The 14,532-nt window shown below is 54.2% G+C and carries 14 protein-coding genes; 7 read left to right on the plus strand and 7 right to left on the minus strand.

Features of this window, described 5'->3' with window-relative positions; genetic code table 11:
- Window positions 1-15: 15 nt before the first annotated feature.
- On the minus strand, window positions 16-342 hold the full coding sequence (locus M2406_RS16250) for a hypothetical protein (RefSeq protein ID WP_049767909.1): 327 nt from the start codon (window positions 340-342) through the stop codon (window positions 16-18).
- Between the two features lie 476 nt (window positions 343-818).
- Between M2406_RS16250 and M2406_RS16255 the strand changes: the two genes are divergently transcribed.
- From M2406_RS16255 to M2406_RS16265, 3 genes are read left to right on the plus strand one after another with little or no spacing between them, the layout of a single operon-like run.
- Window positions 819-1,532, plus strand: a complete 714-nt coding sequence (locus M2406_RS16255; RefSeq protein WP_259190660.1) for a metal ABC transporter ATP-binding protein — start codon at window positions 819-821, stop codon at window positions 1,530-1,532.
- Window positions 1,529-2,386: a metal ABC transporter permease gene (locus M2406_RS16260; RefSeq protein WP_012005561.1), complete on the plus strand. Its 858-nt coding sequence runs from the start codon at window positions 1,529-1,531 to the stop codon at window positions 2,384-2,386. The genes M2406_RS16255 and M2406_RS16260 overlap by 4 nt, the downstream gene beginning before the upstream one ends.
- A gap of 25 nt (window positions 2,387-2,411) precedes the next feature.
- Window positions 2,412-3,290, plus strand: a complete 879-nt coding sequence (locus M2406_RS16265; protein WP_012005562.1) for a metal ABC transporter substrate-binding protein — start codon at window positions 2,412-2,414, stop codon at window positions 3,288-3,290.
- Window positions 3,291-3,403: 113 nt separating this feature from the next.
- Here M2406_RS16265 and ykgO read toward each other — a convergent pair whose 3' ends face one another.
- The 4 genes from ykgO to sdeX all read right to left on the minus strand — a co-directional run bounded on the left by ykgO (window position 3,404) and on the right by sdeX (window position 8,347).
- Window positions 3,404-3,544 (minus strand): type B 50S ribosomal protein L36, encoded by a 141-nt coding sequence (gene ykgO, locus M2406_RS16270; protein ID WP_012005563.1) that lies wholly within the window; start codon window positions 3,542-3,544, stop codon window positions 3,404-3,406.
- A gap of 12 nt (window positions 3,545-3,556) precedes the next feature.
- Window positions 3,557-3,814, minus strand: a complete 258-nt coding sequence (locus M2406_RS16275; RefSeq protein ID WP_012005564.1) for a type B 50S ribosomal protein L31 — start codon at window positions 3,812-3,814, stop codon at window positions 3,557-3,559.
- 181 nt (window positions 3,815-3,995) lie between these two features.
- The gene (gene sdeY, locus M2406_RS16280) at window positions 3,996-7,142 is read right to left on the minus strand and encodes a multidrug efflux RND transporter permease subunit SdeY (RefSeq protein WP_012005565.1); all 3,147 of its coding nucleotides are present in this window, start codon (window positions 7,140-7,142) and stop codon (window positions 3,996-3,998) included.
- A 17-nt stretch (window positions 7,143-7,159) separates the two neighbouring features.
- The gene (sdeX, locus tag M2406_RS16285; protein WP_012005566.1) at window positions 7,160-8,347 is read right to left on the minus strand and encodes a multidrug efflux RND transporter periplasmic adaptor subunit SdeX; all 1,188 of its coding nucleotides are present in this window, start codon (window positions 8,345-8,347) and stop codon (window positions 7,160-7,162) included.
- A 142-nt stretch (window positions 8,348-8,489) separates the two neighbouring features.
- Between sdeX and acrR the strand changes: the two genes are divergently transcribed.
- The 3 genes from acrR to mscK all read left to right on the plus strand — a co-directional run bounded on the left by acrR (window position 8,490) and on the right by mscK (window position 13,033).
- A complete protein-coding gene (gene acrR, locus M2406_RS16290) occupies window positions 8,490-9,173 on the plus strand; it encodes a multidrug efflux transporter transcriptional repressor AcrR (protein WP_112362762.1) in 684 nt (227 codons plus the stop codon).
- A gap of 10 nt (window positions 9,174-9,183) precedes the next feature.
- Entirely contained in the window at window positions 9,184-9,537 is a 354-nt protein-coding gene (locus M2406_RS16295; RefSeq protein WP_012005568.1) for a DsrE/DsrF/TusD sulfur relay family protein, read from the plus strand.
- Window positions 9,538-9,640: 103 nt separating this feature from the next.
- The gene (gene mscK, locus M2406_RS16300) at window positions 9,641-13,033 is read left to right on the plus strand and encodes a mechanosensitive channel MscK (protein ID WP_259190664.1); all 3,393 of its coding nucleotides are present in this window, start codon (window positions 9,641-9,643) and stop codon (window positions 13,031-13,033) included.
- Window positions 13,034-13,076: 43 nt separating this feature from the next.
- Here mscK and rsmS read toward each other — a convergent pair whose 3' ends face one another.
- On the minus strand, window positions 13,077-13,256 hold the full coding sequence (rsmS, locus tag M2406_RS16305) for a pleiotropic regulatory protein RsmS (protein WP_012005570.1): 180 nt from the start codon (window positions 13,254-13,256) through the stop codon (window positions 13,077-13,079).
- A 106-nt stretch (window positions 13,257-13,362) separates the two neighbouring features.
- Complete coding sequence (priC, locus tag M2406_RS16310; protein ID WP_012005571.1) at window positions 13,363-13,899, minus strand: primosomal replication protein PriC; 537 nt, start codon at window positions 13,897-13,899, stop codon at window positions 13,363-13,365.
- A 150-nt stretch (window positions 13,900-14,049) separates the two neighbouring features.
- Between priC and M2406_RS16315 the strand changes: the two genes are divergently transcribed.
- On the plus strand, window positions 14,050-14,430 hold the full coding sequence (locus M2406_RS16315) for a DUF454 family protein (RefSeq protein WP_259190666.1): 381 nt from the start codon (window positions 14,050-14,052) through the stop codon (window positions 14,428-14,430).
- Window positions 14,431-14,532: the final 102 nt, after the last annotated feature.

A 14,532-nucleotide genomic window follows, 5' to 3' on the forward strand; every position in this document is an offset into this window, starting at 1 on the left:
TGTTATTACGTAAACTTACAATTCATCTGCGGTAGATGGGCGGGAGTTATCAATGAGGTCAAAGATAAGTCCTGCTTCGGCCAGGCTGAAAGTGACGCTGTCGCTGATGTATTCCTCGGCGCTGATATCCAGACAGGCATTGAAAATTGTCCATTTATAGCGGTAACTCATTGAATACTGGCTGCTGCTCAATTCCTGAATATCAAGTATTTCTAATGAACCTTCAGCATAACGCGCGCTTTCCGAATAAAAACTCAGGCCGCTGGTCAATGCTGGTGCCAACTCTGATATTTTTTCGTTAATCACTTTCTTTAGTTTTTTAACAGAAAGTGCTTCCGTCATTGTGTCGCAGCGAAGAGTGACTTGCATTTAATGCCTGGCAGTATAGCGATCCTATCTATTAATCTTACTCCTTTTTTATCAATTCGTCGGTAAACTTTTCGTTAACAGTAGGCTTTTTTTACAGAATCTCAACGTTGTTTATCGATTAATAACCCTGATATTTCTCGGTATATCCCGGAAGGAGTAGCGCTGACGTTGTCAAAGCGGTGAATTGCCAGCGAAAGTAACGCATCCCTTGTTACGTTCAGTTGCATTAATCGTAGTGTGGGGGCTTGAGTCAGTGAAATGTTTGTGATGTTATAATGTAACACTTAACTTTCCTTCCGTCTGGCCATGAAACTGACATCCACACCGCAAGATGGTGCCATACCGTCCTTGAGTTCATTGTTCACCGCCTCTGCCCGATTGCGCTGTGGCATCGCCATTTTATTGCTGGCGATACTCTGGGCAGGCATCTACTGGGCGGCGGCACTGCCATGATTACCTTACAACAGGCTGTCGTGGGCTACGGTAGTACCCCGCTTTTTCCGCCGCTCAGCGGTCACTTCACCACCGGCTCTTTGACTGCCGTCGTCGGAGTGAACGGTGCCGGCAAGTCAACACTGTTGAAAACGTTGGCCGGGCTTTTGCCTCTGCAAAGTGGGAGCCTGTCTTTTAGCGGAAATAAATTACCGCGTATGGCTTATTTACCGCAGCAGGCCGAGTTGGATCGCCAATTCCCAATGCTGGTCAGCGATCTGGTGGCGATGGGCAGTTGGCCGCAGATCGGTATGTTTCGAGGGCTAAATAAGCGAGCTGCACTGCAGATAGCCGAGGCGCTGGATACCCTGGGGATGACTCCGATGGCCCGTAGCCCGGTCGGTGAGCTTTCCGGTGGCCAACTGCAGCGGGTACTGTTTGCTCGAATGTTGGTTCAGCAGGCGCCGCTGATTTTACTGGATGAACCTTTTACCGGTATCGACAGCGCCACTATCCGGCTATTGCTGCAAGTGATCGCTCAGTTGCATCGACAAGGCAAGACGGTCATCGCGGTGCTGCATGATATGTCGATGGTGGCGAACCATTTCCCGCAGGCCTTGTTATTGACGCCACAGTGTTGCCACTGGGGGGCGGCAGATCGGGTGCTGGAACACATTCCAGCGTTGAATATTGCCAGCTCGCCGCTGTGTCGAATGGCGGTGACGCAATGATGTTGGTTGATCTCCTTGTCGATCCTTTTGCCTCGTTCGGCTTTATGCGTCGTGCGCTGGTGGCTTGCTTTGCCCTGTCGCTCAGTGCAGCGCCGTTGGGCGTTTTTCTGCTGTTGCGGCGCATGAGTTTGGTCGGCGATGCGCTGTCCCATGCGGTCTTGCCCGGTGCAGCGATAGGCTATCTGATTTCCGGTATGTCGATGGTGGCGATGGGCGTCGGTGGCTTTATTGCCGGGCTGGCGGTGGCCATGCTATCCGGGCTGGTCAGCCGGCGAACGCCGCTGAAAGAGGATGCCAGCTTCGCCGGTTTTTACCTGGGGTCACTGGCGCTGGGCGTCACTTTAGTCTCGCTGCGTGGTTCCAGCGTTGATTTGCTGCATGTGTTATTCGGTTCGATTCTGGCGGTGGATATTCATGCGATTGTGATGGTGGGGGCGATAGCCAGCTTGTCGCTGCTGGCATTGGCCGCACTGTACCGTGCGCTGGTGATTGAATCTTTCGATGCCACCTTTTTACGCGTCAGCGCACCGCGCTGGCTGGCGCTGATACATGGATTGTTCCTGGCGTTGGTGGTGATCAATCTGGTCGCTGGTTTCCAGATCCTCGGCACATTGATGTCGGTCGGGCTGATGATGCTTCCCGCCGCCAGCGCGCGATTTTGGGCGCGTAATTTGCCGCATACGTTGGCGGTGGCTATGGGGATCGGCATGCTTTCAAGCCTTATTGGGTTGGAATGGTCGTACTATGCATCATTGCCTGCAGGGCCGGCGATCGTGCTCAGTGCCAGCGTGATTTTCTTTGGGTCAATTTTGTTTGGGACGCGTGGGGGGATTTATTCCCTGGCGCGCCGTTGAGAAGTGCCAAGTGCAAGGAGAAAGTATGAAACGTTTACCTATATCGCTGGCAGTCGCTGCTCTGCTGTCCAGCCCATTGGCTATGGCGAAGACGGTTGACGCTGTCGCCAGTTTTTCTATCCTCGGCGACATCGTCAAGCAGGTGGGGGGAGAACATGTCAATGTCTCTACGCTGGTGGGGCCGGACGGCGACCCGCACAGCTTCGAACCTTCACCGAAAGACAGCAAGCTATTGTCGCAGGCTGACGTGGTGTTCGTCAGTGGCCTGGGCCTGGAAGGGTGGATCGATCGCCTGGTCAGTGCCTCGGGTTACAAAGGGCAGGTGATTACCGCATCGCAGGGGATCAACTCACGTCAGATGAATGAAGACGGCAAAGAGGTCACCGATCCTCATGCCTGGAACAGCATGAAGAATGGCGTGCAGTACGCCACCAACGTGATGAACGCGCTGATTGCCGCTGACCCTGAGGATGCCAACTATTTCCGTCAGCGCGGCGCGGAATATATCCAGCAGCTGCAGAAGTTGGATCTGTGGGCCAAAACGCAGTTTGCCGCAGTGCCGCAGCAAAAACGCAAGGTGCTGACCAGTCACGATGCTTTTGGCTACTTTGGCCAAGAATATGGCGTCACCTTCCTTGCCCCGGTCGGCTTCTCTACCGAGGCTGAGGCGAGTGCCAGCGACGTGGCCGGGCTGATCAAACAGATCAAGCAGGAGAAGGTTAATGCCTACTTTATTGAGAACCAAACCGATCCGCGCCTGGTGAAGCAAATTGCCGCCGCCACCGGTGCCAAGGCAGGGGGGGAACTGTATCCGGAAGCCTTATCCAAAGCTAATGGTCCAGCAGCCACTTACGAGCAGGCATTTAAGCACAATGTCGATACTCTACTCGGCAGCATGAAATAACGCATTCGCCCTGTCTGTCAGGCAGGGCATTTTTGGTGTTTCAGCTTTCTCCATAAAAAAAGCCCCGTTGAGCAGCAACGGGGCTTTGCGACAGACAGATGGCACTGCTTTACTTAGCGCTTTTTCTTACGTCCCTGTACCGCTTTGAAGCGTGGGTTAGTTTTACAAATCACATAGATACGGCCTTTACGGCGTACGACCTTGCAATCCGGATGGCGGTTCTTCGCCGAACGCAATGAACTCAAAACCTGCATGTGGATCCCCTGTTACTTATTGCCGGTAAAGAAGCGGCCAAAACGTTGCTGGAAGCGCGCAGTGCTGCCTTCTTTAGAGAACTCTTTCTGCTTGCCGGTGTAATACGGGTGCGAAGCGGAAGAGACGTCGAGAGTGACATACGGCCAGCTTTCACCTTCAAGCTCAATGGTGCGATCGGTGTTAATGGTCGAACCCACCTTAAAGTAGGTATCGGCACTGAGGTCGTGGAACACCACGGTACGGTAGTTTGGGTGGATGCCTGCTTTCATGATGCGCTCCAATGTAATGTTATACTATAACAATAATTATGCGCCGCACGGCAAGGCGGATCAAGTACAAAATGCATCTGCCGATAAATTAATGAGAGTGGTTTGCATTAAGCCGATGAAGCCAAAGAAAAAGGCCGCATAAGCGGCCTTGGTATTCAGAGGTTCGGGATCACTACTTTAATCAGTGATGATCAACCGGGTGGCTGTGTTCCACATCTTCGGACTTCTTGCTGAAGCGGCGGCGAACCACCACGAAGAAGACCGGAACGAAGAAGATGGCCAGCACGGTCGCGGTAATCATCCCGCCCATAACGCCGGTACCTACCGCGTTCTGTGCGCCGGAGCCTGCACCGCTGCTGATAACCAGCGGCAGAACCCCGAGGATGAATGCCAGAGAAGTCATCAGAATTGGACGCAGACGCATACGCACCGCTTCCAACGTGGCTTCTATCAGACCCTTGCCTTCTTTATCCATCAGGTCCTTGGCGAATTCCACAATCAATATGGCGTTCTTCGCCGACAGACCTATGGTGGTCAACAGCCCCACCTGGAAGTAAACGTCGTTGTTAAGGCCGCGCATGGTGGCCGCCAGCAACGCACCGATAACCCCCAGTGGCAGAACCAGCATGACCGAGAACGGAATTGACCAGCTCTCGTACAATGCTGCCAGACACAGGAACACCACCAGAATCGAGATGGCATACAGTGCTGGAGCCTGGTTACCGGACAGACGTTCCTGATAGGACATACCGGTCCAGTCGTAACCAATGCCGCTCGGCAGCTTGGAGGCCAGTTCTTCCATCAGGTTCATGGCTTCACCGGTACTCTTGCCTGGCGTTGCCTGACCCAAAATTTCCATGGAAGGCAGACCGTTATAACGTTCCAGACGCGGTGAACCGTATTCCCATTTCGCCGAGGAGAAGGCGGAGAACGGAACCATCTGGCCGCTGGTGCCGCGGACAAACCATTTATTGATATCTTCCGGCAACATACGGAACGGCGCATCAGCCTGTACGTACACTTTCTTCACACGACCACGGTCGATGAAGTCGTTAACGTAAGAGCCACCCAACGCGGTGCTCAGCGTGCTGTTAATGGTGGTGATGCTAACGCCCAGAGCCTTGGCTTTTTCCTGGTCGATAATCAGTTTGAACTGCGGCGTATCTTCCAGACCGTTAGGGCGCATGCCCACCAGCATGTCCGGATGCTTGGCAGCCATGCCCAGCAACTGGTTACGTGCTTCGGTCAGTTTTTCATGCCCCAGGCCACCCTGGTCAATCAGCTGGAAGTCAAAACCGGTCGCGGTACCCAGTTCGATAATCGCCGGCAGGTTGAACGGGAATACCAGGCCATCTTTGATTTGCGAGAACGCGCCCATTGCGCGGCCTGCAATCGCCGGTACCTTATTCTCTTCACCTTTACGTTCAGACCAATCTTTCAGGCTGACGAATGACAGACCGTTGTTCTGACCGTTACCGTTAAAGCCGAAGCCCGCAACGGTAAACACCGAAACCACGTTGTCTTTTTCTTTGGTCATGAAGTAGTCGGTGACTTCTTCCAGAACCTTAGAGGTACGCGCTTCGGTAGCACCTGCAGGCAACTGCACCATGGTCAGCAAAATACCCTGGTCTTCGTCCGGCAGGAACGAGGAAGGCAAGCGCAGGAACAGCAGCGCCATGCCGACAACGATCAGCAGGTAGATCACCAGATAACGACCGGTGCTGCGCAGGATGTTGGCTACGCTGTCGGTGTAGTGATGGGTGCTCTTTTCGAACATGCGGTTAAACCAACCGAAGAAGCCGGTTTTAACCCCGTGGTCGCCTTTCGCTACGGGTTTCAACAAGGTGGCGCACAGTGCAGGCGTCAGAATCAACGCTACCAGTACCGACAGTGCCATCGCAGAAACGATGGTGATGGAGAACTGACGGTAGATAGCACCGGTCGAGCCGCCGAAGAACGCCATAGGGACGAATACCGCCGACAGCACCATGGCAATACCGACCAACGCGCCCTGGATCTGTTCCATCGATTTCTTGGTGGCTTCCTTCGGCGGCAGTCCCTCTTCGGACATTACACGCTCGACGTTCTCTACCACCACGATGGCATCATCCACCAACAAGCCTATCGCCAGCACCATGCCGAACATCGTCAGGGTGTTTATCGAGAAGCCGAAGGCCGCCAAAATGGCAAAGGTCCCCAGCAACACCACCGGTACCGCAATGGTCGGGATCAGGGTTGCGCGGAAGTTTTGCAGGAACAAATACATCACCAGGAATACCAGGATGATGGCTTCGATCAGCGTTTTCACCACTTCGTTAATCGAGATTTTAACGAACGGCGTGGTGTCGTACGGATAAACCACTTTCATCCCTTGCGGGAAGAAAGGCTGCATTTTGGTCAGCGCGTCTTTCACACCTTGTGCAGTGTTCAGGGCGTTGGCACCGGTAGCCAGTTTGATACCCAGGCCTGCCGCCGGTTTGCCGTTATAACGTGCGGTCACCGCATAGCTTTCAGCTCCGCGCTCAATGTGTGCCACGTCGCTCAGGCGAACCTGAGAACCGTCGGCATTCACCTTCAGCAGAATTTTGCCGAACTCTTCTGGAGAGGTCAGACGGGTCTGCGCGATGATCGAGGCGTTAAGCTGTTGACCCGGCACCGGTGGCATCCCACCCAATTGCCCTGCGGCGATTTGGTTGTTCTGCTCGGTAATGGCGGACGTCACATCAGTAGTGGTTAATTGGAAGTTATTGAGCTTATTTGGATCCAACCAGACACGCATCGCGTACTGGGCACCAAACAGCTGCACTTCACCCACGCCGGATGAACGGCTGATCGGGTCCTTGATGTTAGAGGCCACATAGTCCGCGATGTCGTCCTGAGTCATGCTCGGATCGTCGGAAATGAAGCCGGCTACCATCAGGAAGCTGCTGCTGGACTTTTCAACTTTCAGGCCCTGCTGCTGTACTTCTTGCGGCAGTAACGGCGTAGCCAAAGACAGTTTGTTCTGTACCTGAACCTGCGCGATGTCAGGGTCTGTTCCCGAGTTAAACGTCAGTGTAATGGTAACGCTACCAGAAGAATCACTGGTGGAGGACATGTACATCAGATTATCGATACCGTTCATGTTCTGTTCGATAATCTGAGTCACGGTATCCTGCACCGTTTTTGCATCTGCGCCCGGATAGTTTGCGGAAATACTGACCGCCGGTGGTGCAATAGTTGGATACTGCGCAATCGGCAGTTTCATTATTGACAGCACACCCGCCAACATGACGATGATGGCGATTACCCAGGCGAAAATAGGGCGATCTATAAAGAACTTAGCCATGTCTTACCGGCTCCTTTTTATGACTTCTGCGCTTCAGACTGCGGCTGCTTTTGCGCCTGAGTGTCAACTTCCTGCACTTTTACCTGAGCGCCTGGGCGGACTTTCATCAGGCCAGTGACAATTACGCGGTCGCCGGCTTTCAAGCCGTCGGTAACCAACCATTTGTCACCAATCGCCTGGTCCGCTTTCAGCGTGCGCATTTCGACTTTATCGTCAGCGCCCACCACCATCGCGGTAGCTTCGCCACGCGGGTTACGTGTTACACCCTGCTGTGGCACCAGCAATGCATCGCTGCGCACGCCTTCGTCCAGACGGGCGCGAACGAACATACCTGGCAGCAGCGTATCGTTCGGGTTAGGGAACAGGGCGCGAATGGTGATTGAACCGGTGGTTTCATCCACGGTGACGTCAGAGAATTCCAGCGTGCCTTCCTGAGCGTACTGCGCGCCGTTCTCCAGCAGCAGTTTCACCTTGGCCTTGCCGTTTTCCTGTTTCAGCGCACCGCTGGCCAATTCTTGCTTCAGGCGCAGAAAGTCGTTGCTCGACTGAGTGACGTCGACGTAAATCGGATCCAACTGTTGCACGGTAGACAGCGCCGTGGTTTGACCGTTGCTGACCAGCGCGCCTTCGGTTACTGAAGATTTGCCGATACGCCCGGAGATTGGGGACGTCACTTTAGTGTAAGCCAGGTTGATACGCGCAGTTTCAACCGCCGCTTTTGCGGCTATCACAGCGGCGTCTGCCTGCTGCAGGTTGGAAACGGCTGTATCGTAATCCTGCTTGCTGATGTAGCTGGTGCCCAGCAAGGGCTTGTAGCGGTTGACCGTCACGCGCGCGATAGAAGCGCTGGCCTGTGCTTTGGCCAGATCGCCTTTGGCGCTGTCATAGCTTGCCTGATAGGTAGCAGGATCAATCTGATACAGGGAAGTGCCTGCCTTGATATCACTGCCTTCAACAAAGTTGCGTTTCAGGATAATACCGCTGACCTGAGGGCGAACTTCGGCGATACGATACGCAGCGGTGCGGCCAGGAAGATCGGTAGTCATATTGAGAGGCTCGGCCTTCAAAGTCACTACACCCACTTCGGGAGCCGGTGGTTGGGCGCCTTGCTGTTGGGTTTCTTTATCGTTACATCCTGTAAGCATTAAGCTGCCTGAAAGCATCAGAACTGCCGCCAGAGGCGTTAACCCTCTGTTTTTGTTCATAGAAAAACCTCAAGTGTCCGATTTCAAAATGATCAATGGATCACAAGCTTTAAAACCCATTGCTGCGTTAATTATATGTGCGTGCTATGGTACATACATACGCGAATGTATGTAAATCACACTCCCCCGAAAAAACAACGTCATGGCACGAAAAACCAAACAGCAGGCGCTAGAAACTCGACAGCACATACTTGATGCTGCGGTGCAAGAATTTTCTGAACGTGGCGTTTCTGCAACGTCACTGACAGATATTGCCACTGCTGCCGGAGTTACGCGTGGTGCAATTTATTGGCACTTCAAGAACAAGGTAGACCTGTTTAATGAAGTTTGGGAATTATCAGAGTCAAAAATTGGTGATCTGGAACTAGAGTATCAGGCAAAGTTCCCCGAGAATCCACTGCGTATTTTACGGGAAATTCTGATTTACATTCTGACGGCTACGGTCGATGACAGCCGCCGACGAGCGCTGATGGAAATCGTTTTCCACAAGTGCGAATTCGTCGGTGAGATGATGCCGCTGCATGAGGCGCGTAAAGTCTTATACCTGACAGGTTATGAACGCATTGAGTCGGTGCTGCGTGACTGTATGGGCCACGGCCAACTGCCCGTTGATTTGCACACCCGCCGCGCGGCAATTATCCTGCATGCTTATATTACCGGCCTGATGGAGAATTGGCTGTTTATGCCGGAGAGCTTTGATCTGAAAGCCGAAGCGACGGCGCTGATCGACTCCTTCCTCGAAATGGTCCAATTCAGTCCCGCCTTACGAATCAAGCCGGAAGAACTGGCGACGCAGCCACACAGCGTCGAAATCCATCCTTTATAGGAGAAATACCATGTCATCCGTAGTGTTGATTGCCAATGGCGCCGCCTATGGCCATGAATCCCTGTTTAATGCCCTGCGTCTGGCCATTACCCTGAAAGAGCAGCAAAGCGATCTCGATCTGAAACTGTTTCTGATGTCCGATGCGGTGGTGGCCGGGCTGGCAGGCCAACAGCCGCGCGAAGGTTACCATTTGCAGCAAATGCTGGAAATTCTCACTGCGCAACAGGTGCCGGTGAAGCTGTGCAAGACCTGCGCCGACGCACGTGGCGTGAGCCAATTGCCACTGGCGGATGGGGTAGAGATCGGAACCCTGGTCGAGTTGGCGCAGTGGACGCTGGCGGCAGGAAAAGTGCTGACGTTCTGATCCTGCGACATCTGTACATCACCAGCAATGCTTTTCTTATTCTTTGGCTATCTGCGATCGTGATAATCTTTAGGCTTCTTTATTATTGATTCGAAGCCAAATCATGCATCGCAGGTTAGCTAAAGGTTCTTTTCTGGCGTTCCCCTCGTTCCTGAGTGTGGGCCTTTCCCGCACCCTTGCCCTGTTTTTACTGATCGCGGTTTGTGCGGTGTGCCAACCTGCGGCCTATGCGTCCCTGAATGGCGACCTGCCGTCCCGTAGCGAAATTCAAGGCCAGATTGAAGCCTTGAACAAGCAAAAGACGCTGACCCCGGTCAATAAGCTCACCCAACAAGATTTGGCCCGCACGCTTGAGCTGCTGGACGCGATTGAACGCACTAAACAGGATGGCGCTCAGCTTAAGCAGCAGTTGCAACTGGCGCCGGGCAAATTGCGTCAGGTAACCGCCGATCTCGATGCACTCAAGACGCCGGTAGACGGCACGGCCGCCAGGGCCGAACTGCTGCAGCTTTCACTGCGCCAGTTGGAAACCCGCCTTTATCAAACCCTCGACGACCTGCAGATTGCGCAGGAAAACCTGTCGACCTATAACAGCCAACTGGTTTCACTGCAGACCCAGCCGGAGCGGGTGCAGAGCAGCATGTACACCGCTTCGCAGCGTCTGCAGGAGATCCGTAACCAAATCAACGATCAGACGCCGGGCCAAAACTCACTGCGCGACAGCCAGCTAGTGATGCTGGCAACCGAACAGACGTTGCTCAATGCGCAAATTGATCTGCAGCGCAAAAGCCTGGAAGCCAACACCACCCTGCAGGATCTGCTGCAGAAACAGCGCGACTACACCACCGGGCATATTGATGCTTTGGATCACAGCGTGCAGTTGCTGCAAGAAGTGGTCAACAGCAAGCGCCTGACGCTGTCGGAAAAAACTGCCAAAGAGGCGCAGAACCCGGAAGATGCGACTGACATTCAGCACGATCAATTAGTCAGTAAAGAGCTGGATGTTAACCGCCAACTCAGCCAACGGCTGATTGCCGCCACTGAAGAGAGCAACGTGTTGTTCCAGCAGAATATTCGGGTGAAGAACTGGCTCGATCGTGGCCTGCAGGCGGAACGTAATTTAAAAGAACAGATCCAGGTGCTCAAAGGCAGTCTGGTGCTGTCACGCATTTTGTATCAGCAACAACAGAGCCTGCCGCAGGGGACGCTGGTGGCAGACATGGGCACGCGCATCGCCGATCTGCGTCTGGAACAGTTTGATATCAACCAGCAGCGCGACGACCTGTTCAAAGGCGACGATTACATCAATAAGCTGGTTGCCGACAGCAAAGAAAAAGCCAGTGCGGACGTGCTGGACGCTTTAAACGAAATCGTCGATATGCGGCGTGAGCTGTTGGATCAGTTGAACAAACAGCTTAGCAATCAGTTGGCGCAGTCGATCAACCTGCAGATCAACCAGCAGCAGTTGACCAGCGTTAACAGCTCGCTGCGGGATACGCTGACCCAGCAGATTTTCTGGGTTAACAGTAACAAGCCGGTTGATTTGGCGTGGTTGAAAGCTCTGCCGGGGGCGGTCAGAGATCAACTCGCCACCCTCGATTTCAAATTAGACCTTGGAAAAATAGTGCAGGGCGGTTTGAACTCGCTGGTGGTGCTGATCCCGCTGTTGCTGCTGCTCGGCCTGTTACGCTGGCGCTACAAGCTGATCGACAGCCATTTGCAACGGCTGGCCAACGATGTCGGGCAGTTAAAGCGCGATGGCCAACTGCACACACCCAAAGCCATCTTACTGACCTTGCTGAAGGTCGTTCCCGGCTCGGCGCTGCTGCTGGGGGCGGGGTTCTGGGGGGATCGTGCCGAAATTGGCCTCAGTGATTTCATTTGGGCGCTGTCGCAGCAGCTGGCGCTATTCTGGCTGATTTTCGGCTTCACCTACCGCATGCTGGCAGTGGGCGGCGTTTGTGAGCGGCACTTTAATTTTGCCCCTGAGCTTTGTGCGCATTACCGTCGTCAGACGGTGCGGCTGGGCCTGGCGTTGCTGCCGTTGATCTTCTGGTCGGTGCTGGGCGAGAAAGCGCCGCTGCGGCTGGTGGAAGACGTGATCGGCCAGGTGGTGGTCATGCTGACGCTGGCACTGCTGACCGTGCTGGTGTTCCCGATGTGCCGTGACAGTTGGCGAGAGAAAGGTTCGCACGCGGTGCGATTGGTGATTGTTACCGCGATTGCCGCCACGCCGTTGATCCTGCTTGGGCTGATGTTTGCCGGTTACTTCTACACCACGCTGCGGCTGGCCGGCCGCTGGATCGACAGTTTGTACCTGTTTTTCCTGTGGAATATTGTTTATCTGACTGCGATCCGTGGGTTGAGCGTCGCGGCGCGCCGTCTGGCCTACCGCCGTGCGCTGGCCCGTCGCCAGAGCCTGGCGAAAGAGAAAGAGGGAGCCGAAGGGCTGGAACCGGTTGAAGAACCTCCTTTGGCGCTCGATCAAATCAACCAGCAGTCGCTGCGTCTGACCACCATGGCGCTGTTTATTATCTTCGCCAGCGCTTTTTATGCCATTTGGTCCGATCTGGTGACGGTGATTTCGTATCTGGACAGCATCACGCTATGGCATTACACCTCTACCGTTGCCGGCAGCAGCGTGGCGCAGGCGGTAACGCTGGGCAACATGATGGTAGCGATAGCGGCGGTTATCGTCGCCTACGTCATGACTCGCAACCTGCCTGGTTTACTGGAGGTAGTGGTGTTGTCGCGGCTGCAGTTGCGGCAGGGGACCTCTTATGCGGTCACCACCATATTGACCTATCTGATTACCACCGTGGGGGCAGTGACCGCACTGGGATCGCTGGGCGTATCCTGGGATAAGCTGCAGTGGCTGGCGGCCGGTTTGACCGTTGGGCTGGGCTTCGGTTTACAGGAGATTTTCGCCAACTTTGTCTCCGGTCTGATTATCCTGTTTGAACGGCCTATCCGTATCGGCGATACCATTACTATCGGCAGTTTCTCAGGCTCGGTCAGCAAAATCCGCATTCGTGCCACTACCATCACCGACTTTGACCGCAAAGAAGTGATTATCCCTAACAAGGCGTTTGTTACCGAGCGGTTGATCAACTGGTCGCTGTCAGACACCATCACCCGCGTATTGATCAAGGTTGGCGTAGCCTACGGATCTGATCTGGACAAGGTGAAAGCGGTGCTGTTGCAGGCGGCGCGCGATAACCCGCGGGTGATGACCGATCCCGAGCCGCAGGTATTCTTCCTTAATTTCGGCGCCAGCACGCTGGATCACGAACTGCGCCTTTACGTGCGTGAATTGCGTGACCGCAGCTATACCGTTGACGAACTGAACCGCTCGATCGAACGCCTGTGCCGTGAGAACGATATCAATATTGCCTTCAACCAGCTTGAGGTGTATTTGCACAATCAGCAGGGCAACGAGGTGCAGGAAGTGAAACGGACATTATCGCCGGATGAAGGCGGTACGTCGGCAGGATGATAATGGAATGAGAAGCAAGGGTTCAGCGCAGGCTGAACCCTGTTTACTGGCCGACAGGCAGGTAAGGGGAGGTTACGCCGTTGCGCTGCAACTTTTCCTGGTAGTCCCGTTTGACAATATCCAGCGCCGCCAGCGCGGTGGCCGGATCGATCTCATTGCATTCCAGCAGGTAAATCAGATCTACCGCCAGTTGCAATTCTGCTGAGGCATTTTCTAGAGACATAAAACCCACGTTTAAATTGAGATGAATGAGTGATGCTTCGCTTCGGCTGAGTATAGTGAACAAGATCCGCGGAGGGGAAGAATCATTAAAATATTGTGATAAATCTTCAAAAACCGTTTTCTTTACGTTCAATACTGCGTTCGATTCGTGCCAACGCCTGGCGGCAACGCATCAATCGGCCTTCCAGCGCCGCCAGCTCATGCTGCAGTTTTTGCTGTGCTGCCAGCGTGGTCTGTCTGCCCAACAGGCTTTCCCGATCCTGGATCATCGAAATAATCCGACGCTCATAATCCTGATGCTCAGCCAGCTTATGGTACAAATCGGCCGCCACCACTTCCTTGGGCTGATTTTTCCGGCGCAGCGCCTGGGTCGCCAATTCGCGCTGCAGGGCGGTGATCTGCGCCACCAGTCTCTCGGCCAGAAAGGCCACCTGGGTGGTGCGGCTGTCGTTGGCTGCGGTCTGCAACTGGGCGAAGTTCTTTTGTACTTCTGTCAGGTAATCGCGCAGCCGGGTGCCGCGGTTGGAAAATAACGCAGCGTCAAAGCGTGCCTGAGGGATCGGTGCGTCGCCTTGTGGTGTGATTTCGCCGGCTAACACCGTGATCTGTTGTTCTAACACTTGTAAAAGACGCTGAGTACTCACGTTGGCTCCATGACGAGGATAGTGGGCTCAGCTTGCACGCGTTCACACCGTGAAACAAGCGCTGCACGCATATTCCGGCCGTTGCGACTGGTGACGCTGGGGAGGCTGGTGATAAAGTGACGTCAGACAGATTGATGGACAAGGATCCCCATGACGCGTTGGTTATTGATAATCCTCGGTTGGCTGGCGGTGGTACTGGCGACGCTGGGCGTGGTATTGCCGCTGCTGCCCACCACGCCCTTTCTGCTGCTGGCCGCCTGGTGCTTTGCCCGTTCGTCGCCGCGATTTCACGCCTGGTTGCTGTACCGTTCATGGTTTGGCCCCTATCTGCGCCATTGGCAACAGCACCGCGCCTTGCCGCCGGGGACCAAATGGAAGGCCGTATTGATGATTGTGCTGACGTTTGCGGTTTCGCTGTGGTTGGTGAAGCTTTGGTGGGTGCGCAGCTTACTGTTAGTGATGCTGGCCGTTCTGCTGATCTTTATGTCACGGCTGCCGGTTGTTGACCTGCCACAACAAAAACAGCGCTGATCGCACACCGTCGGTTGCATTTGTCCGCCAGTTTGCATAAATTTGACCGTTTTCGTGTGCGGGTTAAGATGACCTGCGCGCAAGTCATCAGGCAGTTTTATC

The sequence above is a fragment of the Serratia sp. BIGb0163 genome, assembly GCF_024809935.1.
Lineage (GTDB): Bacteria > Pseudomonadota > Gammaproteobacteria > Enterobacterales > Enterobacteriaceae > Serratia > Serratia quinivorans.

What these genes read in the sequence shown, in the direction of transcription:
- rsmS (WP_012005570.1), bottom strand. Translation starts at nt 13,256, where the DNA reads ATGTCTCTAGAAAATGCCTCAGCAGAATTGCAACTGGCGGTAGATCTG.
- acrR (WP_112362762.1), top strand. Translation starts at nt 8,490, where the DNA reads ATGGCACGAAAAACCAAACAGCAGGCGCTAGAAACTCGACAGCACATA.
- sdeX (WP_012005566.1), bottom strand. Translation starts at nt 8,347, where the DNA reads ATGAACAAAAACAGAGGGTTAACGCCTCTGGCGGCAGTTCTGATGCTT.
- M2406_RS16315 (WP_259190666.1), top strand. Translation starts at nt 14,050, where the DNA reads ATGACGCGTTGGTTATTGATAATCCTCGGTTGGCTGGCGGTGGTACTG.
- sdeY (WP_012005565.1), bottom strand. Translation starts at nt 7,142, where the DNA reads ATGGCTAAGTTCTTTATAGATCGCCCTATTTTCGCCTGGGTAATCGCC.
- M2406_RS16295 (WP_012005568.1), top strand. Translation starts at nt 9,184, where the DNA reads ATGTCATCCGTAGTGTTGATTGCCAATGGCGCCGCCTATGGCCATGAA.
- M2406_RS16255 (WP_259190660.1), top strand. Translation starts at nt 819, where the DNA reads ATGATTACCTTACAACAGGCTGTCGTGGGCTACGGTAGTACCCCGCTT.
- M2406_RS16275 (WP_012005564.1), bottom strand. Translation starts at nt 3,814, where the DNA reads ATGAAAGCAGGCATCCACCCAAACTACCGTACCGTGGTGTTCCACGAC.
- ykgO (WP_012005563.1), bottom strand. Translation starts at nt 3,544, where the DNA reads ATGCAGGTTTTGAGTTCATTGCGTTCGGCGAAGAACCGCCATCCGGAT.
- M2406_RS16250 (WP_049767909.1), bottom strand. Translation starts at nt 342, where the DNA reads ATGACGGAAGCACTTTCTGTTAAAAAACTAAAGAAAGTGATTAACGAA.
- M2406_RS16265 (WP_012005562.1), top strand. Translation starts at nt 2,412, where the DNA reads ATGAAACGTTTACCTATATCGCTGGCAGTCGCTGCTCTGCTGTCCAGC.
- mscK (WP_259190664.1), top strand. Translation starts at nt 9,641, where the DNA reads ATGCATCGCAGGTTAGCTAAAGGTTCTTTTCTGGCGTTCCCCTCGTTC.
- M2406_RS16260 (WP_012005561.1), top strand. Translation starts at nt 1,529, where the DNA reads ATGATGTTGGTTGATCTCCTTGTCGATCCTTTTGCCTCGTTCGGCTTT.